Origin of the sequence: Actinoplanes sp. OR16 (assembly GCF_004001265.1) — a bacterium.
Classification (GTDB): Bacteria; Actinomycetota; Actinomycetes; order Mycobacteriales; family Micromonosporaceae; genus Actinoplanes.
Genome location: NZ_AP019371.1, coordinates 9093936 through 9116716 on the forward strand (window position 1 = coordinate 9093936; position 22781 = coordinate 9116716).

A 22781-nucleotide genomic window follows, 5' to 3' on the forward strand; every position below is an offset into this window, starting at 1 on the left:
TGCCGGGCCGGGCCGGATCGTGATCGTCACCGAAGCCAGCCACCGACGACGGCTGGTCCGCACTACCGCGCTTCCCGCTGGAAGTGCAGGATGATCTGGCTGGGCACTCCGTCCCACGCGGCGCCGGCCGCCGCCGGGACGATCTCCCGCAGCGTCCACGGCCACGCGTCCCAGGGTCCGGTCTCGATCTCCGCGGGCATCTCGCCGGTGGCCTCGCCGGACATCCGGGGCTCGTCGCAGCGCAGCAGTCGCAGACCCAGCGGCAGGGCGGCGCCGAGGTAGTCGCCGGCCCGGTGCCGGTGCACCGGGAGCAGCCCCGGTTCGCCCTCGGCCGTCCGGATCCGCGGCACCGATCCGAGGGCCACCAGCTCGTGGTGCACATCGGTGATCACAAGATGCCCGCCGGGCCGCAGCACCCGGGCGAACTCGCGGAACGCCGGCCCGACGTCGGGCAGGTGACTGAGCGCCAGCGCGCACACGAGCACGTCGGCGTGGTCGTCCGGAATCGGCATCTCGTGCAGGTCACCCAGCCGGAAGTCGCCCTCCGGCACGCGCGCGCGGGCATGAGCGAGCATCGCCGCCGAGCTGTCGACACCGATGACGCGATGACCCCGGCCGGCTAGATGAGCGGCGTACCGGCCGGTTCCGCACGCCGCGTCCACGGCGATCCCGGAACCGATGGCGTCGAGGATCCCGTGCACGATCGGTTCCTCGACGCCGAAGAGCCCGTTCGGCGCCCGATCGTAGGTGGCCGACCACTTCTCGTATCCGTCGACCGCGCTGACCTGCACCGTTGTGATCCCACCCGGCTGCAGCGCCGGGTCGTCGAGAAGCCGGCGGATCTCAGCGATGCGCGCTTCGCAGAAGTCCTTGTCGTACCCGCCTGCGAAGGCGCGCAGCAGGGCCACGCCTTCCAGCCCGAGCGTGTAGGCGAGCGGATGCTGATATGCCGCCATGCGACTCCACCGCCTCAGATCGTGGAGAACCAGAGGTCATCGGCGGAGAAAGGCGCCCGCAGCTGATCATCATCGCCGACGAGGACCGGGTCGGCGAAGGACGGCACCAGCACCACACCGATGCGATGGTCCGCTGCGCGTTCGACAACGCGCGGCTCACTCGCCGCCAGGACCGCGAGGGGACGGCTCACCGAGACGATGCCGACGCGCGCCGCCTCACCGAGCAGGCTGATCCACTCCTCGCCGGCATCGGCGTCCCAGTCCAACCGGATCGGGAGTCCGTCCACCAGGGACTCCGCCACGGCGAGGGCCACCTCGCCGGTCCAGTCCGGGCGGGGCGGGTTCGCGGTGAGAGCTTTCGTGAAGTCGATCAAGAGGCACCTCCGGGAGCACCGTGAACAGCACCGCGCTCGTTACGGTAGACGTTGATGTAGTGGGTCAGCTCGCCGGTTCGGCCCAGAACTCGGACCGGGCCGTTCACGACGTACACCTTCGCCTTGTCGCCGTCCCACAGACGATGGGTGTCGGCAAACGCCGCAGCGTCCAGAACGGCCTTCTCCGCGTGGACCCCGCTCAGGAAGACGCTCTTCCTCGGCGGTGCCGTTCCCGGCAGGTGACGGAGCATCGCGAGGTCGCTCACCGTGTAGGTTCCGTTGGTCAGCCGCCCGTGCCTGTCCCGGCGGATCGGCGGCGGCGCGAACGACGCATCGGGTTTCTCCGGGGGCTTCGGCGGCTTCCCCGGCCCGCCGAGCGCGGCCTTGGCGATGCGGCCGGCCCGGGACATCAGCCTGTCGAAGATTCCGGTGAGGTCGTCGAGCATCGATCGCAGCCTGCGAAGGCTGTTCAAGAGATACCTGATGAACCGCTGGATCTCGGCGGCCCACCTCGCCACGAGCGTGCTCACCTGGCCGGCCACCAGCGGCGTAGCGATGCCGAGGGTGAGCCCTTCGGTCGCGAGCCACTGCGGCAGCCGGACCGCGAGGGTGGCGACGAAGTTGGCGATCAGATCGCGGACGATCTCGCGGACGGCCGCGACGAGCAGGCCAGCGCCCTCGACCGCCGAGGCGATCCCGCCGGCTGCCGCGGCGATGCCGTCCAGAACCGCCAGGTGCTCGCCGGCGTGGATCCGGTAGGCGTCGCCCGCGTCACCAGCCCATCCGGCCGTCCCGGAGGCGAGCCGGCCGGCGTACTCGTGGTGGGTCGCCTCCATGAACGTGGCTACGTTGTGCCAGGTAGCGGCATGGGCGGCTACCTGGTCGGCATCTCCCGCCAGATGATCCAGCGCATCACGCAACGGCTGGACGTGCTCCATCAGCCACGCGACGCCCCAGCTCGCGACGCTGCCGAGCGGGTCGATCGCCACGGACAGCGCTTCCAGGGAGACGCCCGCGCCACCGAGGACGCCGTCCACCCAGCTCTGATTCCGGATGGCGTCGGCGAGCTGGTGGGCGTCCTCGACCGGGCCGAGGCCGGTGATACCGGTCGTCGACTCGTGCGCGACAGCGACCAATGAGCCGGTCACGGCAATGACACCCCCCATTCCTTGTACGGGGATGTACACGCGCGTAGCGCGTCGCGTTCGGCTCAGCCGCCCAGTAGGTCGATGCGATTGGTCCAGATGCCGCCTGACCAGCCGTCGGGGATCTGGTTCAGGTCGGCCGGGGAGTCGAAGCCCGCGGAGAAGTCACCTCCGTCGGCGGTCAGGATGACGCGGCTGCCGGCTTCGGCCATGCGCTCGGTGAAACGGTTCGGCCAGCCCCACAGATAGCGTCCGTACCGGGCCGGCAAGTGCAATTGAATGTTGCGGCAATCGTTCGGGACGTGCCCTGTCCAACCGGTCGCCTCGTACCGGATCAGGCATTTCTTCATCAGCGCCTTCGACGTCGCCCGCACGTCCGGCAACCGGGCGCGGAATGCGTCGACGGCGGCGTCCTCGCCGTAGACGGTGAGCCTCCCCCGTTGCGGCAGCGCAAGGAGCAGCGCGGCGAGGGCTTCCCCGTCGGCGGCGTCACCGTTCTTCAGGTGGATGAGCAGTTCCCGGTCGGGGAACTCGCCGAGCACTTCGGCGGCGGTGGGCATCAGCCCGACGCCTTTGCCGCGGAACGGGTGAGTGGCGCCGCCGTCGGCCGTATACCCGTATCCGACATCGAGTTTCCGCAGCTCGTCCATGGTGTGCTCGCCGACCGTCCCGGTGCCGTCGGTGCGGCATTCCAGAGTGGCGTCGTGAAAGACGGCGAGCTGCTGGTCGCGCGTCAGCTTCACATCGAACTCGACGACGTCGGCGCCGGCCTGGAAAGCGGCCCGCATCGATGCGATCGTGTTCTCCAGATAGGGGTGCTCAGGCGCGTGAATCACCTGCGCCGTGCACGTGTCGATCTGAACCCGCGCGACGTCGAACGTCTGCGCCAGCCCGCGATGCGCCATCAGAAAAGGCTCGTCCGCACTGGTCACGAGCGTGGAGTTGTTCCCCAGCCAGAGCCCGCCCACGACGACGACCAGCACCACGAGCGGAATCCGCAACCGCCTAGCGATCTTCGGCATCCGGACATCCTGCCAGCCCGTCCGACTCCGCACCGCTGCGCTACTCCGGCCCCAACTGTTCGGCGAGGGTGGCGAGGCCGTTTCTGATCGTTGTGCCGTAGTTGTCGTCGCCTAGTTCGGGCATGCCTTCCCGGGCCTTGTTCAGGTGCTCGCGGGCTCGGTCGAGGTCGCCCAGGCGGCGGTAGCAATCGGACACGCTGAGGTGCAGGGACGGGTAGAGGCCGCCGACCGAGAGCGGCACCCCCGCCTGCGCGAGCACCTCGTCGCCGCGGATGCGGTCGGCCGCTGCCAGGGCGATCAGGTCCCAGCGCAACTCCTCACCGACGTCGTCCTGCGTGTCGGCCATGACGTGGGCGAGCAGGCAGACGTGGAACGGATCGCCCTGCTCACCGCCGATGTCCTGCCAGATCCCGGCGAACAGGGCGCGGGCGTCGTCGCGCCGGCGCTGACCGTGATTGATCTCGACGGCCTGTCCGATGCGGGCGAGGATCGGATCGTCGTACGTCACTTCGTTGACGTTAGACGAATGACGTGGCGTAAACGCGCACGTTCTGGCGCGTCTTGTCGTAGAAGGCGTCGCGCTCGTGCCGGAGCCCGATCTTCTCGGCGACCCGCCGGGACGGAACATTCGACGGCGCGATGATCGCGATCAGACGGCGGACGGCGAGGACGTCGCGGGCGTGGTCGCGGCAGGCGGCGGCCGCCTCGGTCGCGTAGCCACGGCCCTGCTGGTCCGCCCGTACGTGGTAGCCGATCTCGATCTCGGTCGTGCCCTCGATCTCCTGCACGGTGAGCCCGCAGTCGCCGAGGAACTCGCCGGTCGCCCTGGAGCGGATCACCCACAGGCCGTGACCTGCGCGTTCATAGAGATCTTGATTCCAGGTGATCCAGTTCTCGGCCTCGTAACGGGTCTTCGGCCGCGGGTAGTGCCGCATCACCCCAGGGTCGCCGAGCAGCGCGGCCAGGTCGTCGAGATCGTCGATCGTCATCGCGGAGAACATCAGGCGGGCGGTGCGCGCGGGCAATTCCATGTGGTCCATCTTGGCTTGCCGGTTGCGATCATTTTCGGTACGGGGGAAAGCCGCCGTGCCGGGACCGCGCAGGGAAGGCGGGCCCCTCCCCTGCGCGCGACCGGTGGATCAGCCGGCCCAGGTGAACGTCCGCGCCGTTGCGGTCGTGGCCGTCAGCGCCGCCGGGAATCTGCTGTTCACGGCAGCCCGCTCGGCGCTGTTCGGATTGGCGTTCGTGCAGCTCACGGGCGCACTGCTGCCGGACATCAGGTCGGCACAGAGACCGGTGCGCCGGTCCGGGAGGCCGAGGATGTGACCGAACTCGTGCGCGGCGATGCGCGCCTGGAAGTAGCCCTGGTTGACGGCCTGCCGGCCCATATACCAGTAGCCGTTGCCGAGCGACGAACTGTAGGTGCGCGGCCAGCCGTTGTCGGCATAGACGCGGATGTTCGGGGTGCGGCCGCTCGGCACCGGCTCGAGGCGTACGTTCGTGACGCTGTTGTTCCAGATCTGAGCGCCCTGCGCGACGACGGCCTTGAATTCCTGGGCCTGACTGGCGTCGTAGTAGAGCACTCGGGGCGCGGCCGAGGCGGGCGCGGTGGTGACCGCTTGGACGCCGGCGACGGCGAGGACGGCGAAGACGGCCGCCGCGAGTCTGCGGAACAGCATGGCTTCCTCCGGGGATAGGGAACGGGTGCCCCTATTCAATGACCCCCATCAATGGTTTGCGCCATACTGAAATGCCCCTATCACCGGTCACCGAGGATCGTCGTGGCGGTACTGGATCCCGCTCAGGGAGCCGCTCTCCATCGCCACCCAGACCTGGTCGCCGGTGACGCAGAGACCGTGCGGCTCTTTTCCGGACAGGTCATGGATCTCGATGTCGCCTCCGGTGGTGACGCGGGCCAATTGGTGAGTGCCCCACAGAGTGGCCCAGCAGGAACCGTCGGGGGCGGTGGCCACGGCGTGCGGGCGGGAGGCGCGGTCCGGTAGCGGGAAATGGTGAACCGTGCCGTCGGCGTCGACCCGGCCGACGGCACCACCCGCGATGTCGGCGTACCAGATTCCCGGCGCGACCCCGACCGGCGCCGACCCTTCCGGCAACGCGATGATCTCGACTTTCCCGTCGCGGATCCTCGCCAGCGCGCCGGCCCCGTTCAGAGCGGCCCACGGCGTGCCGTCGTGGTCGAGAGCGATCATCGCCGGGCGGGACTCCGGAATCGGTAGTTCGTACCAGGAAATGGTCTCTTGAAAGAGCCGGCCGATCTTGTTGATGCCGGGGGCGGTGAACCAGACGTCGTCGTCGCCGGCCGCGATGCCATAGGGCGCCGAGCCGTCGGGAAGCTCGAATTCGACATGGGCGCCGGTGGGGTCACGCCGCACGAGGCGACCGTCGGAGCGGGTGTACCAGATGGTGTCGCCGGCGATGCTCAGCAGCATCGGCTGTCCGCTTCGGATCGGTTCGTGATGCAGATCCGGCGTGACGCGCGCCAGACCCGGTGGCGTCAGAACGGTGAGCCAGATGTCGCCGGCGGCGTCCGCGGCCACGGCGTAGGGAGCCCAGCCATCGAGTGCGATATCCATGCCACTAACACTACACATGTAGCATTAGCTTATGGAACCTCAATCCCGGCCCGGTGGCCGGACTGCCCGGAATCGGTCACTCGTGCTCGAAGCCGTCGCGTCGCTGCTCCTGGAGCAGGGGTATGACGGCTTGACAGTCGACGCCGTCGCCGAGCGGTCGGGGGTGCACCGGACCACTGTCTATCGGCGGTGGCGTGACGTCGGCGGGCTGCTCGCGGACAGTTTCGACGCCGCACGGGAGGATGGATGGGAGCCGCCGGACACCGGATCGCTGACCGGGGATCTCGTGGAGATCAATCGGCAGGTGGTGGCGGCGTTCGGGGAGCCGTTTTCGGTCACGCGGGCGCTGATCGCTGCGTCGTTCCGGTCGGTGGCCGCCGAGCGGGCGCTGCGAGAGTTCTGGGAGGACCGTTTCGAGCGGTGCGGGGTCGTGGTGTCCAGGGCCTTCGCGAGGGGCGAGATCGCGGCCGGCGTCGACGCGCGGACGGCGATCGTCTCGGCATGCGCGCCGGTGTTCTACGAACTGGCGCTGATGAGAGGGCCGGCGTCGCAGGACATGGCCGAGCGATATGCCCGCTTGGCGGCCTCCGCTCTGCGCGCGTAACCCGCCATTCAGTCCTCTGTGGAATTGTTGAGGGCATGGTCAAACTCGGTGTCAGTCTGCCCCAGTTCGCGCATTTCACCCCGGGTAAGGACGTCGTCGCGGCCGCCCGGGCCATGGAGGAGATCGGCTTCGACAGCCTGTGGGTGTTCGAGCGGGTGCTCGTCCCGGAGGATCAGAGCGGGTCGCACGGTCTCTACAACGTGCCGGGGCTGCCCTGGCCGGAGCGGTACCGCGGCGTCGCCGACGCCCTGGTCACGCTCGCGACAGCGGCGGCGGTGACGTCGCGGATCGAGCTCGGCACCGGTGTGCTCGTGGTCCCGCTGCATCTGCCGCTACGGCTCGCCCGCGAGCTGGCCACCCTCGACGCGGCCAGTGGCGGCCGGGTCATCGCCGGGCTCGGCGCGGGCTGGTCGCCGGACGAGTTCGCGGCGGGCGGCGCGGTTCCGCTGTCCGAGCGAGGCAAGGCGCTCGACGACTTCCTGGACATCGCGGCCGAGGTGTGGGGTCCGAATCCGGTCAGCTTCAAGACCCGGCGTTTCGAGGCCGACACCGTGGACGTCGGCCCGAAGCCGGTCCGCAGGATCCCGATCCTGCTGGGCGCCGGCAACGAGCGGGCGCTGCGGCGGGTGGCGAAGCGCGCGGACGGCTGGGTGGCCAGTGGGGTCACTCCCGACCAGGTGAAGGCGTCGCTGGCCGGGCTGCGGGCGACGGCGGAGGAGATCGGGCGCGATCCCGGCACGATCAGTTGCACCGTACAGATCGGCACTCTTGATCTGACGGAGTCGACGGCGGTGCCGCGTCCGCCCTATGCCGGGAACGTGTCGCAGCTGGCCGAGGACGTGGCGGCGCTGGCGGAGGCCGGTGCGGACCAGGTCTACATCACGCTGCCGGCGGCGGTGGAGAGCGTCGGCGAGCTGATCGACCGGGCGTCCGAGCTGCACGACAGGGTGCGCGCGGCCGGCGTCTGATTCTGATCAGGGGGTAGTGCTGGCAACACCCCCGATTCTCCATCGCGCGCTACTGCGGGCGGCCCGCCGCTCCGGTTTGCTCGAAGGCATGAGGACAACCTTTCTCGCCGTACGGCGGGCCGTCGCCGCAGCAGTGCTCACCGTTCCTTTCCTGGCGTCCCCGGCCGCGGCCGCGACGCAGTTCGCCCTGCCGGAGCTCACCGGATCATTCGCTGCCGGCCGTGACGTCGTGCACCTCGTCGACTCCGCGCGCGGCGACCCGTGGGCGCCGGGGAATCCGCGCGAGCCGATGGTGTCGATGTTCTATCCGACCGCTGATCAGCGAGGTCGTGCCTCGCCCTACCTCACCGTCACCGAAGCGCGGTTGTTCCTCCATGCCCAGCGGGTCGACGGGATCGTGGACGCGATGGCCTTCAGCGGCGCCCGGACCACCGCGGTGACCGCCGCGCGGCCGAGGCACGGCCGGTTCCCGATGGTGGTGCTGCCGCCCGGCCTCGCTGACCATCGGGCCGCGGACATCTCGTTCCTGATCGACCGGCTCACCGCGAGCAGACCGGCGTGGCGGCACGCCTGCCACGTCGACCGGAGACGGATCGGCGTCGCCGGTCACTCGATCGGCGGGAACGCCGCTGCCACGACCACGGCGTCCGATCGCAGGGTGCGGGCCGGGGTGCCGGACGCCGGATCGCCGCTCCCGGGGACGCGAACCGCGCCGGTCGCCCGGGCTCACGTGCCGGCGTTCTTCGACCAGCACCTGCGCGGTGTCCCGCAGCGGCTGCCGGACGGCCGGCCACGGACTATCCCGAGGTCGTCTTCCAGGAGAGCTGGTGATCCTTGACGACGTGGGCCCGCAGGGCGGCCGCCAGCTCGGTCATGCGGTGGACGGTCGGCTCGTCGGCGTCGCGGACTTCGATCTCCTCGTTGTGGTTGAAGACCTCGTCGTCGTTGAAGAAGAACGGGATCGGGCGGCCGGACGGGTGGCCGGTCCAGCAGTCGATCGGCGGGCACGGGATGTCGCGCGTGCCGGAGGGCAACTCGGCTTCGATGGTGGACCTGGTGGTGAAGTCGGGCTGGGCGGCTACCAGGACGGCCCATTCGTCGGCCCGGATCACCGGGTTGCCGTCGCCTCGGGTGATCAGGTGCTTGCGCAGCGGCGACCTCGCCCGATTGCGGTCGGTGACCGTCTCGCCGTCGAGCTCGTAGACCTCGGCGTCGTCGCCGATCACCCAGGCGTCGAGGTCCGATGCCAGCTCGATCATCCGGCGTTTGAAGAGCGGGCTGGGACGCTTGGCGCTGAGCCGGCCGTCGTGGAAGAGCAGATAGTGGTCGTTGTCGGACCAGTAGACGTAACAGAAGTCGGGGCGGCGCGGTGCATCCGGCGGGACGTACAGGTCGGGCTGCCGGCGGACCAGGGCGTCGACCTCGGCGCCGAGGATCGGGAAGCGTTCGCTCTCGTATGACACGAACGCCCTGGTGATGTGGAGCTCGTAGGCCATCGTCGGATCATGGCAGGCCGTGTCCGGCGAGCACGAGTGGGGAGGTGTGCTGATGCTCAAGGGGCATCGCACTGGCTCGCGGCAGACGCCGCGCGTAGGTTGTCGGCGTGTCTGCGACTGATCGTCTCGCCGAGTACCTGCGAGGGTTGAGCCGGTCCGCGTCGGCGGAACTACTCGCCACCCGGGTGGTCACGGAGCCGGCGCCGGCGACGACGGAGGAGCTGGCGGAGCTGCTGCTACGACCGGAATCGATCGTGGCCGGGCTGGAGGGCTGCACCCTGCCCGAACTGCAGCTGGCGGAAGTGGTGGCGGCGCTCGGTGACGGGTGGTCACGTGATCGGCTGGCCGGATTGCTCTGCGTCCCGGCCGAGGACCCGGACGTGGCGGAGGTGCTGTCCTCGCTGTCGGCGAAGGGCCTGGTCTGGCCGGGCGGCGGGGCTCATCTGCGGGTGATGTGGCCGCATCCGTTCGGGCTGGGTGGCCGGGCAGAGGATCTGCTGGCGCAACTGAGCGTCACGCAGGTGCGGATGATCGCGGAGCGGATCGGGGCGCCTCTCACCGGGCGGTCCAAGCAGTCGTTGATCAGTGATGTCGCGGAGTGGCTCGCGGTGCCGCAGAACGTCCGGGGTCTGGTGGTGCGGGCGCCGGCCGATGTGCGGGATTCGCTGTGCGAGTCGGCGGAGACGGTGATCGCGCCGTCGTCGTGGCGGCGGATTCCGGCGCCGAGGTGGGCCGCCGAGCGAGGGCTCGTCATTCCGAGCGGCTGGAACGGCGGGCAGATGCCGGCTGAAGTGGCGCTCGCTCTGCGGCACATCCCGTTCTCGCCGAGGCCGCCGTCCGCCGCCGGCGCCGGGCTCGGCGCTGACGCCGTCGAGCGGGAGGCTTCGGCCGCCGCGACCGATGTTCTGACTCTGATGAGGGCGGCTTTCGACGTCTTCGGGCGGACGCCGGTGGCGGTTCTGGCGAACGGCGGCATCGGGGTGAAGGAGTTACGGCGAGTCGCCAAGGCGATCGGGCGAGGTGAGGATGCCGCACGGTTCGCGCTGGAGGTCGCGGCGGCCGGCGGACTGGTCTCGTCGTCGCCGGACGGGTTGACGCTGTCCGCCGATTTCGACTCCTTCGCCGCGTTGGAGCCCGCGGCGCAACTGGTCTCCCTCGTCTCGACGTGGATCTCGATGCCCGCTTGTCCCCTGGCCGACGGCGCTGCGGTGCTCGATTGGGATCGGCGTTCGGCGACCGTTCTCCCCGTCATGCGGCCCGCTGTTCTGCGCCTTGGCCCGTGCTCGCTCCCGGACGCTGCTCTGCTGGTCGCGTGGCATGCGCCGGTGGCGGCGGACCGGGCCGAGGAGGATCGGGAACGGTTCGTCGCCGGGATCTGGGAGGAGGCTCATCTGCTCGGCCTGATGGCGCACGGCAGCGTGTCGGAGCTCGGGCGGCTGCTGGCCGGCGGGGACCGGGCGGCGCTGCACGAGAAGGCCATGGCCATGGTGCCGCCGGCGTCGTCGCGGGTGGTTCTGCAGAACGACCTGACCGCCGTGGTGACCGGCACGCCCACGGCTCCGCTGCTGGCCCTGCTGGATTCGCTCGCCGATCCGGAATCCCGCGGTGGCGCCTGGACGTGGCGTTTCTCGCGGTCGAGTGTGCGGCGGGCTTTCGACGAGGGAGCCGATGCCGATTCGCTGACGGCGCGCCTCGCCGAGGTCGCCGATCAGGTGCCACAGGGCCTCGAATATCTGATCAAGGACGTGGGCCGCCAGCACGGGCGGGTTCAGGTCCGGTCCGTCGGGTGCGTGCTGTGCAGCTCCGACCCGATCCTGCTCGACGAGATCGTGGCTTCGCGCGCTCTTGCCGGCCTCGCCCTGGTGCGTCTCGCGCCCACCGTCGTCGCCAGCGCCAAGCCTCCGGCCGAGACTCTGGCCGCGCTGCGTGCTTCCGGTTACGCCCCTTCTTCCGTACGAGGGGAGGCTCCCGCTGTCACCGTGTCCCGCCAGGCGCCGCCGCCGATCCACCCGGAACTGCTCGGATCAGCCGACCGGTAGGCACAGGTCGTCGACTTTCGTCTCCTGACGGCCGGTACGCGTGAACGTGCCGTTCGCATGCTGATAGGTGTAGGTCAGCTTGAGGTCGGGGCACGCCGGGACGCCGCCTTCGCTGACGCCGTAGGCAACGACGGTGACCGTTTCGCCGTCGACGGCCATCGACCTGTACCACGGCAGGTCCGTCGGGCCGACGTCCTCGAGCAGGACGGCTATCCGCTCGACGCCGTCGAAGATCTCGACGGTGCTGGGGATGTAGGAGGTGCTCGCCTCGCAGGTGCGGGCGATCAACGTGTCGGTGACGCCGTCGCCGGTGGCGTCCTTGCGGAGGACGTCCTGGATCTCGGCTTTCTGGCCCTCGTTCGGGCAGTCGGCCAGGGAGGTGAGCCAGGTGGACGGCTCGGCGGGGTCGCCGGCCGGCTGCTTCTTCGGCAGCGTGGCGGTCTTCGCCGGGGCTGTGCCGGTCGTCGGGGATATGTCGGTCGCCGGAGCTGTGCCGGTCGGCGGGGCTGTGGCCGTCGGCGGGACGGCGGTCGGCTCCGTGGGGGTGGACACCGTCGAGGTCTCCGGCGCGGTGGTGGTTTCCGGGCTCGGTTCGGCCGGGTCGGAGCAGGCCACGCAGGTCAGCGCGACTGTCATCAGCAGAGCGGTTCTCATGAGCACGGTCTACTCCTCCGACGACTCGTTCGCCTGCGTCCGTGACCGACGGTAGAAGGTCGCCGATGACGCCGCCTCATCCGTTGCTGCCGAAAAGCGCGTTTCGCCGCGGGGCTGCCTCGCCGCGCTCACGGGAGCCACTCGGTGTCGCATGTCGCGGTCACTGCCAGGTGGACGTGCCGGTTCGAGCATCCACCGGGTGCGTAGGCGAACCTGCTGCCGCGCATGCCTCCCGACCGGGTGGCGGGCAGGATCCGGGCCTGGTGGCGGGCAGGATCCCGGCCGGGTGGCGGGCAGGATCCGGGCCGGGTGGCGGGCAAGATCCCGGCCGGGTGGCGGGCAGGATCCTGGCCTACCGGACGCCGTCGCTGAACGTGCCCGGCGAGCCCGGCACGCTGGGCCCGTCCGCGTCGTTCACGACGGCGAACTCACGGTTGTCTTCGGTCATACGCTGATGATGCCCGTCGTCCTTCCGTACGACGAACGGCTTGCTGTTCGCGGCTAACGTCGTTTCATGGCTTCCGTTTCCTATGGGCGCGCCGTCGCGCTCGCGGCTTTGCAGGCGGTTCTCAGCAGCACCTGGATCGCGGCCCGGGAATTGTCGCCGGCCCGGCGGAGGCTGGCCCGAGCGGGCACGGTCGCGGCCGTCACGGCGGTCGGCTGGGTGCTCGACCCGAAGGACTCCGGCGACGACGATGCGGACCGCGAAGTCGAACTCGTCGTGGGTGCCACACCGTTCGCCGTGGCCGACGGCGCGCCGCCGCCCCCGCCCTTCGACAAGCGCAAGGCAGCACTGGCAGCCGGTGCGATCGGCATCTCCGTGGCAGCAGTCGTCGGCCGCCGCCACCTGGAGAGGCGCTGGCTCGCGAGACTGACCCGAAACGGTCACCGCCACCCGACCCGAGCCCTGGCCGCACGCATGGCGGCCCTGGAGTTCGCAGCCCAGCTGGCATTGCAGCTCAACGACGTGCGCAAGGAGCGCGCCCGGCAGGTCAGCGGATCGAATCCCGGCTGAGGCCGCGACGTGCCGAGGTGGCGCTGACCCCGGGCGGTCACCCCACGCGAGGCGGCACTAGGGGACGATCACCGCTCGGCCCTGTAGTCCGCCCTTGTGCATGCGCTCATAGACGGCCGGGCCCTCGGCGAGCGGGAAGGTGCTGATCTTCGGGCGGACCAGGCCTCGGGCTCCGAGGTTGAGGACCTCGGCCAGCTCCGGGCGGGAACCCCAATAGGTGGTCTGGATGCTCACCTCGTAGGGCACCGAGAAGAAGGAGAGCGGGAGCGTTCCGCCGCCGATCCCCACGATGGTCAGGTCGCCCATGCTGCGGGTGGCGGCGGCGCCCAGGGCCAGGGTCGCGTCGACGCCGACGAAGTCGAGGACCACGTCGGCGCCGTGGCCGCCCGTTGCCTGCCGGATCTGCTTGGCCGCCTCGGGACCGGAGCGGACCATCTGGTCGGCGCCGCATTCCTCGGCCAGTTGCAGTGCTTCGTCGCGATTGTCGACGGCGATCACCCGGGTGGCGGTGGTCGCCTTGAGGATCTGCACGCCGACGTGGCCGAGGCCGCCGACGCCGATGACCACCGCGGTGCTGCCGGGCGCCAGTTTGGCCCACGATCGGCGAACCGCGTGATAGGGAGTGAGACCCGCATCGGTGAGCGGCGCCGCCCGTACCGGATCCAATCCCTCCGGAAGCGGCAGCAGTTGACGTGCCTGCGGAACGAGCATGAATTCCGCCATTCCACCGTCGAGGCCCAGGCCACCGCCGCCACCGGGAACGGGAGCGCCCGCGATGTTCTCGCAGTACGTCTCCATCCCCAGCTGACAACGGTCACAGGTGCCACATCCCCACGGGCCGTAGACGGCGACGGCCTGCCCGACTTCGAGGCCGGAGACGCCCTCGCCGAGCTCATGCACCCAACCGGCATTCTCGTGGCCGAGCGTGAACGGCGGCCCCCATGCCAGCGGCGAACTCTCGTCGAAGTCGTGCAGCAGGTGCAGGTCCGAGTGGCACGCCCCCGCGCCGCCGACCTTGATGACGACCTGGCCGGGACCGGGCCGAGGCGTGTCGACCTCCACGATCTCCGGATCCGACTTCCACTTCAGCAGCCGCATGGCGCGCATGTCCGCTCCCTCTCCCGGTTACAGCGGGTCACCCACCAGCCTCCCCGCCGCCTCCCGGAATCGCAGGGCGACCGCCAAACTCAGACCTTTCGCAACGAGCCCGGGTTTCAGAAGGGCGGGGCGCCGTTCTCGATGTCGGCGGCTGAACGGATGCGGCGTGGGAGGCGTTTCTCGGCGGGCCAGCGTGCGTCGATGACGGCTGCGGCGGTCCTGCACGAGGGGCAGGCGGCGGGCCGTTCGGGGATCCACGGGTACGGCGAGGCGACTATGTCGTCGCCGGTGAGGCCGCACAAGGTGGAGTTGACGAAGCCGTACGCATGGTGGGGTTCGGGCTCGGGCATTTCGGCTCGTTCCCAGCGTCGCGAGGGAGGCTCGTAGGTCCACGGGCCGATCCCCTCCTCGGTCACCGCGTAGCAGTGGGCACACACCCGCAGGCCCTCACCGGCGGACCGCACGGGGTGGCCGCACACCTCGCATCGCACGCCTCGGTCCACTGAGGAAGTATGACTCTTGAGCTGAGGGTCGTACGAGGAAAGCTCGCTCGTCGTGGTGGCCGCCCACCGGAAGCCGCCCCGGACTTCCGGCGGACGACCCGAACGCGTCGCCCAGCCACGGTTGCTCCCCGTACGCGCTACTCGGGCTCTGCGCCCCTCCCCCGGGAAACCCGCGGAAGATCGGTACGCCGGCCTCCTCCTGAAGCGACCCCGGCACAGGCACGATCACCGGCGGCCGCGACGGAGCGGCGCGCCGGCGAACGTTGGGGATGAGCCTGAGCCGGGGTCGAGACCTCGATGGGAGCGATCCCGGTCGATGCCCAGAGTATTGAACCGCGTGACGGCCGTGTCAATAACTTCCGGAAACATAACGGTAATCCGGCGCATGAGTGGTGCAGCTCAAGCTTTCGACGTACGAAATGAAGATCGATAAATAAGAGGGGTGGTCCCGAAACTTCCGAGCGTCTGATCTAGGACGGTTGACCGCTTTCGACGGCGGGCGGGTGCATGGTGAGGCGAGCACGGCAATCCTCGCGGGAAGGCCTCAACCGTGATCAAACTGCTGGTCGCCACCCTGACTCTGCTCACCACCGTGCCGGTGACCAAGCCGGCGCCCGACATCGACGCCGTCGGGACGTGGAACGAGCTGGCCGTCGACGCGGTACGCCTCAATCGCTCGACCGACGCCGACGCCGCGCGTCTCTACGCGATGGTCAACGTGGCGGTCTTCGACGCGGTCAACGGGATCACCCGGCAGCGGACGCCGGCGCTGATCCCGGCAACCGGTCCGCGGCACGCCGACCAGCAGGCGGCGGCCGTCTCCGCGGCTCATGCCGTGCTGACCGGACTCGACCCGGCGCGGGCCGGCGACTACGACACCCAGCTCGCCGCCGACCTGCGACAACTCGGCAAGGGCAAGGAAGCCGGCGCGGCGTGGGGCGCCACCGTCGGCGGACAGGTCGTCGCAGCCCGGGCCGCCGACGGCTCCACACCCGTCGAGTCACAGCCCGCCGGGACCGGACCCGGGGTCTTCCGCGCGGCGTGGTCCGGCGTGCAGTACCGCACCGTCACACCGTTCGCCGTGAAGAATCCGGCCGCGTACGTGCCAGGACCGCCCCCTGCTCTGACCAGCACCGCCTACGCGACCGCGTTCGCCGAGGTCGCGACCCTGGGCGACGCCGCACAGCCGGCGCCGGACCTGCTCGCGACCTACCAGTTCTGGTCCCTGCCGGCCGGTACCGGCCAGCCGCCCGGCGAGTGGCTGCGGATCGCCCTGGAGGTGGCCTCGGAACGTCACCTGCCACTGCCCGAAGAAGCCCGGCTGACCGCCCTGCTGACGATGGCTCTCGCGGACGTCACCGTCGCCACGGTGAGCACCAAGTACACCTACCGGCATTGGCGGCCCACCACCGCGATCCGCGAAGCCGACACCGACGGCAACCCGGCCACCACTGCTGATCCGGCGTGGACCGCCCGGGCCGGGAGCGTGGGCGGGACGCCGGAATACGTGTCGGGGCACAGTTCCTACAGCGGGGCGGGCGCTGCCGTGCTGGCCCTCTTCTTCCACCGGGATCGGATCTCGTTCACGCATGCCACGGATACGGCTCCCGGTGGGGTGCCGCGGACCTATGCGAGCTTCTCCGATGCGGCCGGTGAGGCGGGAATGTCGCGGATCTATGGTGGGCAGCATTTCCCGTTCAGCAATGAGGCCGGGCTTGAGCTGGGACGAACGGTGGGGGCCGCGGTGGTCGCCACGAGTCTGCGGTTCTGTCCCGCACCGAGCGATGGATCTCCGTCATGATCGATCGTTGGGCGACGGTGTGAGGACATCGGCAGGCTGGCCGCGTTCGTGGAACCTCGCCTGACAGTTCGCCGCTCCTCTGCGTCGATTCAGATGGCGAGGCGAGGAGTGGGACGTGTCGGGGCTTCATGCGGCGAGCCCGGCCGGCGAGGAACGCCGGCGGGCCGACTGGTCGTGTTGTTGTTCGCGATCGCGAGCTGGATCCTGCCCGCGATCAATGACCGGGTGTCGGTCGATGACCCCATCCGTGCCGGAGATGTCATTCAGGTCGGTCCGGATGTGCGGTTCGTGCCGGTCACCGGAGCGAATCTGGTGAGCGGCCTGCGGCAGGGACAACCGGATGTGGCCGGATATCCGCGCCGCGATCGAGCGGACCGGCTGGGGCAACCCGGTCCATCTGTGGCAGCCGCGTGACGCGTGTCTCTGGGTCTATGTGCTCGGTGTGGCCTACGGCCTCTGGGCGTTGTTCGGCCAGATCAACGCGGCGATCCGGGCGTCGCCCTGTCCGGCAACAGTGCGCTGCTCGGTATCCACCAGAAGGTGTTCGGTCAGGCTTTCCAGGTGGCCTGGGGCGCGGGTCTGACCGCGCCGCTGTTCGAGGAGCTGGGCAAGGGCGCGGGCGTGCTACTGCTGCTGTTCCTGGCTCCCCGCGTGGTCCGGACCGCCTACGACCGGTTCATCCTCGGCGCGTTCGTGGCCTGGGCTTCGAGATCCTCGAGGACATCTCCTACGGCTACAACTCGGCGAACGAGCAGTTCGGCAGCGACCAGCTGGGTACGAGCCTGAGCACCGTGGGCATGCGACTGGCGACCGGCTTCTCGTCGCACATCCTCTACTCGGCGCTGGTCGGGGCCGGCATCGTCTATCTCGTCGGCACGGTGGCGCAGCGCGCGGCGGCAACGGTTCGCTGCTGTTCCCGCTGTTGATCGGGGAGATCCTGATCAGCCTGGCCGTGGTGATCTGGCTGTTCCATTACACCGTCCGGCCGGAACGCGAGGCGATGCGCACGGTGATGGCGTTCGAGGCCGAACAGGGTGTGATCACCGCCGAAGGGCCCGGCTCGGGCGCCCCTGACCACCGCAGCGACGGCGACGGCGGCTCGGAAGGGATGTGAACCGGGCCGAGAGCGGGTGGCTCTCGGCCCGGGGAGGATCGGAGGCTCCGGTCAGCTGCGGGAGCGGGGAAGGCAGCACTTCTTGTACTTGTTGCCGGAGCCGCACCAGCAGGACGCGTTGCGCTCCGGGGGCCAGGCGAGGTGGTCGGCGCCGGGGCGGTTGGCGTAGCCGGACAGCGTTTCGGGGGCGGCCGGGTCGCGGTCGGCGCCGGCGTACGCGGTCAGGCTCTTGACCGAAGACGGCAGGACGGACAGGTCGGCTCGGCCGGTGGCGGCGAGGCGGACCAGTTCGCGTTCGAGGCGGGCTCGGTGCTCGTCCCAGTCGGCACCGAACGACGACGTCACGGCCGGCCACTGCTTGATCAGCTGATCGAATTCGGGCTGGGGCCAGAAGAGCAGGTCGCCGGCGGGTGCGGCGGCGGCGCGGGCGGAGGCGTTGGAGAGCCGGGTTTCGAGGCGCTCGGCGAGGTTGTCGTGCGCGTCGTGCTGCAGGCCGAGGGCGTGGCGGACGCGGTGGCGCTGCTGGAGCAGGAAGAACAGCAGGCCGGCCTCGTCGGCGGTGGTCGGCTCGGTGGCGTTGCCACGATCGGTCAGGGCCTGCTGGACGGCGTCGGAGAGCCACTCCTCGGCCTCACGCAGGCGACCGCCGACGGCGAGGGCGGCGCTCACCGAGGCGGCGGCGTCGGAGTGCTGCAGCAGGGCGGGGCGCAGCGGCTCGATCTCGGCGGTGGCCTCGTCGGCGCGACCGATACGGAACAGGATCCGGGCCCGGACGGCGCGGGTGGTGACGGACTGGGCGTCGTCACGTTTGCCCAGGGCTTCCAGGGCGCTGTCGACGTATCGCAGGGCGGCGTCGAGCTTGGAGCGGCTCTCCGCGATCTCGGCGGCGAGGGTGAGCGCGGCGCCGGCATCGGCCGGGTCGGCCAGACGTCCGTCGGCAGCGGCCTTCGCCAGGTCGGCGGCGACGCCGAGCGGGTCGGCGGCACCGAGGGCGGTCTGCCGGATCTCTTCGAGGTCTGCGCTGGTCAGATCAGTTTTCAACGGCACAGGCTCACCGTACTGCTCCGTACGGTTCCATGACTGTTGATCTGGGTCTCACTTCGCCTGGCCAATGCCGTTCATCGATGGTAAAAACTTTGTAACAACCCAGTGGGAGCGCTCCCAGGAGGATTGCATGATACGAAGAGCCGCCCTTTTCCTGACGGCTGTCCTGGCCGCGATCGGGGCCATGACCAGCCCGGCAGCAGCAGCTCCTCCGGCCGCGTCCACCGTCGCCGCCGGCTACGCGCACACGTGCGCGGTCCGGGCCGACGCCTCGCTGTGGTGCTGGGGCGCCAACGCCAGCGGCCAGCTCGGCATCGGTTCCACCACCAGCAGCACCACCCCGGTCCGCGTCGGCACCGCCTCCTGGAGCAGCCTCGACGCCGGCACGAGCTACACCTGCGGCATCCGCACCGACGGCACCCTGTGGTGCTGGGGCAGCAACACCCGCGGCCAGCTCGGCATCGGCAGCACCGCCCGCAGCACCTCCCCCGCCCAGGTCGGCACCGCTACGAGCTGGGCGAACGTCAGTGCCGGGGATGCGCACACCTGCGCGACGCGTACCGACGGCACGCTCTGGTGCTGGGGCTTCAACCGGCTCGGGCAGCTCGGCGCCGACCCGTCGGCGATCTACACCGCGACCACGCCGGTTCAGGTCGGCACGGCCACCGACTGGGCGAGCGTCACGGCCGGATTCGCGCACAGCTGCGGCCTTCGCACCACCGGCACGCTCTGGTGCTGGGGCGACAACGGCGACGGGCAGCTCGGCCTCGGCCGGCTCACGCCCTCGATCAGTCCGGCGCAGGTCGGCACCGCGACCGACTGGACCGGGGTGACCGCCGGGTACGCGTTCAACTGCGGCGTCCGGGCCGACGGCAGCCTCTGGTGCTGGGGCGACAACGGATACGGGCAGCTCGGGGCGGGCACCACGTTCCAGACGGCGCCGGCGCGCGTCGGAACCGGAACCACGTGGGCGGCTGTCGACGCGAGCTTCAACACGGTGTGCTCCACCCGTACCGATCAATCGCTGTGGTGCTGGGGGAACAACGCCACCGGGCAGCTCGGTGACGGCACGACGAACCACCGGACCGCACCGGCCCAGGTCGGCAGCGTCACGAGCTGGACCGGCGACGTCCGGACCGGCTATCACAGCTGCGGCGTCCGGACCGGCGGCGGCCTCTGGTGCTGGGGCGGCAACGCGAACGGCCAGCTGGGCGACGGAACCTACACCCAGCGCACGGCGCCCCTCCAGGTCACCCTCTGATCTCACACCCTGGGGATGATCCGGCAGCCATCGATCGGCTGCTCTGATTGACGGATGACGACGACCGCCACCCTCGTGTTCCTGGCGGTCGTCGGCGCCCGCTTCCTGGTGCCTCTGCTGATCCCGCGCTATCCGCTGCCGGCCATCATCGCCGCGCTGATCCTGGACGCCGTCGACCAGACCGTCTTCCAGGCGTTCGGCTTCGACCCGCCCGGATACCAGGGTTACGACAAGGCGATGGACGTGTATTACCTGGCCATCGCCTATCTGTCCACGATGCGCAACTGGACCAGCCGGCCGGCCGTGCAGGTCGCCCAATTCCTCTACTTCTACCGCCTGATCGGTGTCGTGGCGTTCGAGCTCACCGAGACCCGCGCGCTGCTCATGATCTTTCCCAACACGTTCGAATACTTCTTCATCGCGTACGAGGCCTACCGCCTGTTCTGGAACCCGGCCCGGGTGACCCTGAAGGGGTGGATCGCCACCGCCGCGTTCATCTGGATCTTCATAAAGCTCCCTCAGGAGTGGTGGATCCACGTGGCCCAGCTCGACTTCACCGACACGGTCGAGGAGATCTGGTGGTTCGGCCCGGCCTGCGCGGCGGCGATCGCCGCCGTCTGCCTGATCTACTGGTTCGCGATCCGGCCCCGCATGCCCGCACCGGATTGGCGCTGGCACGTCGCCGCCGACCCGCTGCCCGCCGAAGCCGCCACCGTCGCCTCGCGGAACCGCTGGGTCGCCGAGCACGGCCGGCTGTGGTCGATCGGCACCCTGGAGAAGGTCGCCCTGGTCAGCCTGATCTGGATCATCTATGCGCAGATCCTGCCGAGCGCCACCTTCGACAACGTCCAGCGGTTCGTCATCACCTCGACCTTCGTGGTGGCAAACGCCGCGATCAGCCTCTGGTCGGCCCGCTCGTCGCGCAGCGTGGAGAGCGCGCCGATCGCCTTCGCCGTCCGGGTGGTCATGAACGCGGTGCTGGTCGCCCTCTCCGACTGGCTGCTGCCCTTCTCCGGCGGAGATCTGAACCCGGCGGTGGCGCTCTTCTTCATCCTGCTGCTGAGCCTGATCACGCTCCTCGACGACCGCTACCGCCCGGTCCACGAGATCCGCGTCCGTGGCGCGCAGGCAGCTGTCACCACCTGATCGGCTCGCGCTACGTCACCCGGAGATCCGCGTAGGTCAGGATCCGGGACGCCCATTCGCGGACTACTTCGCGCAGCTCGGCGGGCTGCTCGATGACGAACGGCAGGTCGAGCCCGGCCAGCACACCGGGAACCCAGGTCAGCCGCTCGGCACGGAACCGCACCACGCTCCAGCCGGCATCACCGGGCGACACATCGGCAAGGCTCAACCGCAGCCTGGTACGGACTTCCTCTGCCTCGCCGCGCACCGCGACCACGACCTCGTACCGCCACGGTGTGCCGGCCAGGCTGTTCAGCACCACGTCGGCCGGTTGGAAGTCGGCGGGGACCTCGAACTCGCCGGCGACGATCCGCACCGCGCCGATGCGGTCCAGCCGCAGCGTCCGCATCTCGCCCCTCGCCGCGTCGAGACCTGTCACATACCAGCGTCCGGAGTGCGCGACCATTCCGTACGGATGAAGGATCCGCTCACTGGACCGTCCCGCCCGATCGACGTAGTCCACCCGCACCGGGCGGCGCCGGCCGGCCGCCTCGGCGAGTTCCAGCAGCACCGACGCGGTGGGCCCGTCGCTGCCCGGCGCGGTGAAGTCGATCGCGGCGACCAGCGCCTCCAGCCGTGAGCCGAGCGTCTTCGGCAGCACCCGGCGCACCTTAGCCGCGGCCGACTCGGACGCCGACGCGAGACCGGCCCGCTTGCCGGCCATCAGACCGAGCACCACGGCGAGGGCCTCCTCGCCGGTCAGCATGAGCGGTGGCATCCGGAAGCCGGGCGCGAGCCGGTATCCGCCGTAGCGCCCGCGCACCGACTCGATCGGGATCTCCAGGTCGAGCAGGTGACCGGCGTAGCGCCGCACGGTCCGCTCGTCCACGCCGAGCCGCTCGGCGAGCCGGGCGACGGTGTGGACGCCGCCGCTCTGCAGGATCTCCAGCAGGGTCAGCACCCGTGCGGTGGGCCGCGTCACCCGTCCGACGATACCGGGCGGAAAGTGCCCGGTATTGCTTCTAGCGTCCTCCTCATGATTCTCAACTCGATCCGCCTCATCACCGACGACGTCGCCCGGCTCACCGACTTCTACGAGCTGGTCACCGGCCACACCGCGATCCGGCACGCGCCGTACTTCGCCGAACTGGTCCTGCCCGGCGCCAAGCTGGCCATCGGTGGTGTCGCGACGGTTCCGGGCGACGGCGAGGCGGTACCGGCGGCGAATCGCACCGCCATCGTGGAGTTCCGGGTCGACGACGTGGACGCCGAGTACGCCCGGCTGCGCGACGGCATAGGCGCGCCGGTCCAGGAGCCGACGACGATGCCGTGGGGCAACCGCTCACTGCTGTTCCGCGACCCCGACGGCACGCTCATCAACATCTTCACGCCGGTCACCGCGGAAGCGGTCGCCCGCCAGCGGCCGTGACTGGTCGTCAGCGCAGCTGCTGGGCCAGCGCGACGATGATGCCGGCCGGGCCCCGGAGATAGCAGAGCCGGTAGAAGTCCTCGTAGTCGGCGAGCTCACCGACGAGCTCCCCGCCGTGGCCGCGCAGCCGCTCGACCGTGTCGGCGATGTCGTCGACCTCGAACATGACGGTACGCAACCCCAGCGTGTTCACCGGCTCGCTGCGGCCGCCGGTCGCGGCGGGAGTGAGGAACCTGGTCAGCTCGACCTTGCCGTGGCCGTCCGGGGTCCGCATCATCACCATCTCGACGCGGACGCCGTCGATCGCGTTGACCCGATCCACCCACTGGCCCTCGACCCGGGCGCCACCCTCACGCTCCATCCCCAGCTCGGCGAAGAACGCCTCCGCCGCATCGAGGTCGTCGACGATGACACTGACGTGATCCATGCGCACGATCGCCACCCGACCGAGCTTAGGCGACTTGTCCGATCAGGCGAAGCTCGACGCTGATCAGGCGAAAGCGGTAGCTAGTGACCTTTAGGTGACTCACAGTGAGGGT

Annotated in this window: 26 protein-coding genes and 1 pseudogene; 12 read left to right on the plus strand and 15 right to left on the minus strand. The window is 70.0% G+C overall.

Features of this window, described 5'->3' with window-relative positions:
• Positions 1-62: 62 nt before the first annotated feature.
• The 8 genes from EP757_RS41790 to EP757_RS41825 form a co-directional block, all read right to left on the minus strand.
• Positions 63-956, minus strand: coding sequence for a class I SAM-dependent methyltransferase (locus EP757_RS41790; RefSeq protein WP_127553858.1), 894 nt, complete (start codon positions 954-956; stop codon positions 63-65).
• A gap of 14 nt (positions 957-970) precedes the next feature.
• A complete protein-coding gene (locus EP757_RS41795) occupies positions 971-1330 on the minus strand; it encodes a hypothetical protein (RefSeq protein ID WP_127553859.1) in 360 nt (119 codons plus the stop codon).
• Positions 1327-2478 (minus strand): hypothetical protein, encoded by a 1152-nt coding sequence (locus tag EP757_RS43635; protein WP_197725488.1) that lies wholly within the window; start codon positions 2476-2478, stop codon positions 1327-1329. The genes EP757_RS41795 and EP757_RS43635 overlap by 4 nt, the downstream gene beginning before the upstream one ends.
• Positions 2479-2540: 62 nt before the next feature.
• Positions 2541-3497, minus strand: a complete 957-nt coding sequence (locus EP757_RS41805) for a glycerophosphodiester phosphodiesterase family protein (protein WP_127553860.1) — start codon at positions 3495-3497, stop codon at positions 2541-2543.
• A 40-nt stretch (positions 3498-3537) separates the two neighbouring features.
• On the minus strand, positions 3538-4005 hold the full coding sequence (locus tag EP757_RS41810) for a hypothetical protein (protein WP_127553861.1): 468 nt from the start codon (positions 4003-4005) through the stop codon (positions 3538-3540).
• Positions 4006-4015: 10 nt separating this feature from the next.
• Positions 4016-4528 carry a GNAT family N-acetyltransferase gene (locus tag EP757_RS41815; protein ID WP_197725489.1) on the minus strand — a complete coding sequence of 171 codons (513 nt, stop codon included), beginning with the start codon at positions 4526-4528 and terminating at the stop codon, positions 4016-4018.
• A 108-nt stretch (positions 4529-4636) separates the two neighbouring features.
• Positions 4637-5176, minus strand: a complete 540-nt coding sequence (locus EP757_RS41820) for a snapalysin family zinc-dependent metalloprotease (RefSeq protein ID WP_127553863.1) — start codon at positions 5174-5176, stop codon at positions 4637-4639.
• Positions 5177-5263: 87 nt separating this feature from the next.
• On the minus strand, positions 5264-6091 hold the full coding sequence (locus tag EP757_RS41825) for a hydrolase (protein WP_127553864.1): 828 nt from the start codon (positions 6089-6091) through the stop codon (positions 5264-5266).
• 31 nt (positions 6092-6122) lie between these two features.
• Here EP757_RS41825 and EP757_RS41830 point away from each other — a divergent pair, with 31 nt between their 5' ends.
• From EP757_RS41830 to EP757_RS41840, 3 genes are all read left to right on the plus strand, one after another.
• On the plus strand, positions 6123-6695 hold the full coding sequence (locus EP757_RS41830) for a TetR/AcrR family transcriptional regulator (RefSeq protein ID WP_127553865.1): 573 nt from the start codon (positions 6123-6125) through the stop codon (positions 6693-6695).
• A 35-nt stretch (positions 6696-6730) separates the two neighbouring features.
• Positions 6731-7663, plus strand: coding sequence for a TIGR03619 family F420-dependent LLM class oxidoreductase (locus EP757_RS41835; RefSeq protein ID WP_127553866.1), 933 nt, complete (start codon positions 6731-6733; stop codon positions 7661-7663).
• A gap of 88 nt (positions 7664-7751) precedes the next feature.
• A complete protein-coding gene (locus EP757_RS41840; protein ID WP_127553867.1) occupies positions 7752-8501 on the plus strand; it encodes a hypothetical protein in 750 nt (249 codons plus the stop codon).
• Here EP757_RS41840 and EP757_RS41845 read toward each other — a convergent pair.
• Positions 8461-9159 carry a hypothetical protein gene (locus tag EP757_RS41845; RefSeq protein WP_127553868.1) on the minus strand — a complete coding sequence of 233 codons (699 nt, stop codon included), beginning with the start codon at positions 9157-9159 and terminating at the stop codon, positions 8461-8463. The genes EP757_RS41840 and EP757_RS41845 overlap by 41 nt on opposite strands.
• A gap of 107 nt (positions 9160-9266) precedes the next feature.
• On the opposite strand from EP757_RS41845, the gene EP757_RS41850 reads away from it, so the two are divergent.
• Positions 9267-11198, plus strand: a complete 1932-nt coding sequence (locus EP757_RS41850) for a helicase-associated domain-containing protein (RefSeq protein WP_127553869.1) — start codon at positions 9267-9269, stop codon at positions 11196-11198.
• On the opposite strand, the gene EP757_RS41855 is transcribed toward EP757_RS41850, so the two are convergent.
• A complete protein-coding gene (locus tag EP757_RS41855; protein WP_146002964.1) occupies positions 11184-11852 on the minus strand; it encodes a hypothetical protein in 669 nt (222 codons plus the stop codon). The genes EP757_RS41850 and EP757_RS41855 overlap by 15 nt on opposite strands.
• Positions 11853-12366: 514 nt before the next feature.
• Between EP757_RS41855 and EP757_RS41860 the strand changes: the two genes are divergently transcribed.
• Positions 12367-12867 (plus strand): hypothetical protein, encoded by a 501-nt coding sequence (locus EP757_RS41860; RefSeq protein WP_127553871.1) that lies wholly within the window; start codon positions 12367-12369, stop codon positions 12865-12867.
• A gap of 57 nt (positions 12868-12924) precedes the next feature.
• On the opposite strand, the gene EP757_RS41865 is transcribed toward EP757_RS41860, so the two are convergent.
• Positions 12925-13974, minus strand: a complete 1050-nt coding sequence (locus EP757_RS41865; RefSeq protein WP_127553872.1) for an NAD(P)-dependent alcohol dehydrogenase — start codon at positions 13972-13974, stop codon at positions 12925-12927.
• A gap of 107 nt (positions 13975-14081) precedes the next feature.
• Entirely contained in the window at positions 14082-14468 is a 387-nt protein-coding gene (locus EP757_RS43155) for a hypothetical protein (RefSeq protein WP_160166029.1), read from the minus strand.
• 550 nt (positions 14469-15018) lie between these two features.
• Here EP757_RS43155 and EP757_RS41880 point away from each other — a divergent pair.
• The 4 genes and pseudogenes from EP757_RS41880 (at position 15019) to EP757_RS44395 (ending at position 17383) form a co-directional block, all read left to right on the plus strand.
• Positions 15019-16269 carry a vanadium-dependent haloperoxidase gene (locus EP757_RS41880; protein WP_127553875.1) on the plus strand — a complete coding sequence of 417 codons (1251 nt, stop codon included), beginning with the start codon at positions 15019-15021 and terminating at the stop codon, positions 16267-16269.
• A 174-nt stretch (positions 16270-16443) separates the two neighbouring features.
• Positions 16444-16683 (plus strand): hypothetical protein, encoded by a 240-nt coding sequence (locus EP757_RS41885; protein WP_162521014.1) that lies wholly within the window; start codon positions 16444-16446, stop codon positions 16681-16683.
• 147 nt (positions 16684-16830) lie between these two features.
• Positions 16831-17195: pseudogene (locus EP757_RS44390) on the plus strand (PrsW family glutamic-type intramembrane protease).
• On the plus strand, positions 17192-17383 hold the full coding sequence (locus EP757_RS44395) for a hypothetical protein (RefSeq protein WP_232050273.1): 192 nt from the start codon (positions 17192-17194) through the stop codon (positions 17381-17383). The pseudogene EP757_RS44390 and the gene EP757_RS44395 overlap by 4 nt, the downstream one beginning before the upstream one ends.
• A 51-nt stretch (positions 17384-17434) precedes the next feature.
• Here EP757_RS44395 and EP757_RS41895 read toward each other — a convergent pair whose 3' ends face one another.
• Entirely contained in the window at positions 17435-18430 is a 996-nt protein-coding gene (locus EP757_RS41895; protein WP_127553877.1) for an SEC-C metal-binding domain-containing protein, read from the minus strand.
• Positions 18431-18557: 127 nt separating this feature from the next.
• Between EP757_RS41895 and EP757_RS41900 the strand changes: the two genes are divergently transcribed.
• Together EP757_RS41900 and EP757_RS41905 are read left to right on the plus strand one after the other, a co-directional pair.
• A complete protein-coding gene (locus EP757_RS41900) occupies positions 18558-19688 on the plus strand; it encodes a hypothetical protein (protein WP_127553878.1) in 1131 nt (376 codons plus the stop codon).
• A 54-nt stretch (positions 19689-19742) separates the two neighbouring features.
• On the plus strand, positions 19743-20834 hold the full coding sequence (locus tag EP757_RS41905; RefSeq protein ID WP_127553879.1) for a hypothetical protein: 1092 nt from the start codon (positions 19743-19745) through the stop codon (positions 20832-20834).
• A gap of 10 nt (positions 20835-20844) precedes the next feature.
• On the opposite strand, the gene EP757_RS41910 is transcribed toward EP757_RS41905, so the two are convergent.
• Positions 20845-21795 (minus strand): YafY family protein, encoded by a 951-nt coding sequence (locus tag EP757_RS41910; protein WP_127553880.1) that lies wholly within the window; start codon positions 21793-21795, stop codon positions 20845-20847.
• Positions 21796-21849: 54 nt separating this feature from the next.
• Here EP757_RS41910 and EP757_RS41915 point away from each other — a divergent pair, with 54 nt between their 5' ends.
• Positions 21850-22242, plus strand: coding sequence for a VOC family protein (locus EP757_RS41915; RefSeq protein ID WP_127553881.1), 393 nt, complete (start codon positions 21850-21852; stop codon positions 22240-22242).
• A gap of 7 nt (positions 22243-22249) precedes the next feature.
• On the opposite strand, the gene EP757_RS41920 is transcribed toward EP757_RS41915, so the two are convergent.
• On the minus strand, positions 22250-22684 hold the full coding sequence (locus EP757_RS41920; protein WP_232050274.1) for a VOC family protein: 435 nt from the start codon (positions 22682-22684) through the stop codon (positions 22250-22252).
• Positions 22685-22781: the final 97 nt, after the last annotated feature.

Excerpts from the sequence above, each read along its gene's own strand:
- EP757_RS41790 (WP_127553858.1), bottom strand. The coding sequence starts at position 956 with ATGGCGGCATATCAGCATCCGCTCGCCTACACGCTCGGGCTGGAAGGC.
- EP757_RS41805 (WP_127553860.1), bottom strand. The coding sequence starts at position 3,497 with ATGCCGAAGATCGCTAGGCGGTTGCGGATTCCGCTCGTGGTGCTGGTC.
- EP757_RS41815 (WP_197725489.1), bottom strand. The coding sequence starts at position 4,528 with ATGGAATTGCCCGCGCGCACCGCCCGCCTGATGTTCTCCGCGATGACG.
- EP757_RS41820 (WP_127553863.1), bottom strand. The coding sequence starts at position 5,176 with ATGCTGTTCCGCAGACTCGCGGCGGCCGTCTTCGCCGTCCTCGCCGTC.
- EP757_RS41825 (WP_127553864.1), bottom strand. The coding sequence starts at position 6,091 with ATGGATATCGCACTCGATGGCTGGGCTCCCTACGCCGTGGCCGCGGAC.
- EP757_RS41830 (WP_127553865.1), top strand. The coding sequence starts at position 6,123 with ATGGAACCTCAATCCCGGCCCGGTGGCCGGACTGCCCGGAATCGGTCA.
- EP757_RS41835 (WP_127553866.1), top strand. The coding sequence starts at position 6,731 with ATGGTCAAACTCGGTGTCAGTCTGCCCCAGTTCGCGCATTTCACCCCG.
- EP757_RS41840 (WP_127553867.1), top strand. The coding sequence starts at position 7,752 with ATGAGGACAACCTTTCTCGCCGTACGGCGGGCCGTCGCCGCAGCAGTG.
- EP757_RS41845 (WP_127553868.1), bottom strand. The coding sequence starts at position 9,159 with ATGGCCTACGAGCTCCACATCACCAGGGCGTTCGTGTCATACGAGAGC.
- EP757_RS41855 (WP_146002964.1), bottom strand. The coding sequence starts at position 11,852 with ATGAGAACCGCTCTGCTGATGACAGTCGCGCTGACCTGCGTGGCCTGC.
- EP757_RS41860 (WP_127553871.1), top strand. The coding sequence starts at position 12,367 with ATGGCTTCCGTTTCCTATGGGCGCGCCGTCGCGCTCGCGGCTTTGCAG.
- EP757_RS41865 (WP_127553872.1), bottom strand. The coding sequence starts at position 13,974 with ATGCGCGCCATGCGGCTGCTGAAGTGGAAGTCGGATCCGGAGATCGTG.
- EP757_RS41900 (WP_127553878.1), top strand. The coding sequence starts at position 18,558 with ATGATACGAAGAGCCGCCCTTTTCCTGACGGCTGTCCTGGCCGCGATC.
- EP757_RS41905 (WP_127553879.1), top strand. The coding sequence starts at position 19,743 with ATGACGACGACCGCCACCCTCGTGTTCCTGGCGGTCGTCGGCGCCCGC.
- EP757_RS41915 (WP_127553881.1), top strand. The coding sequence starts at position 21,850 with ATGATTCTCAACTCGATCCGCCTCATCACCGACGACGTCGCCCGGCTC.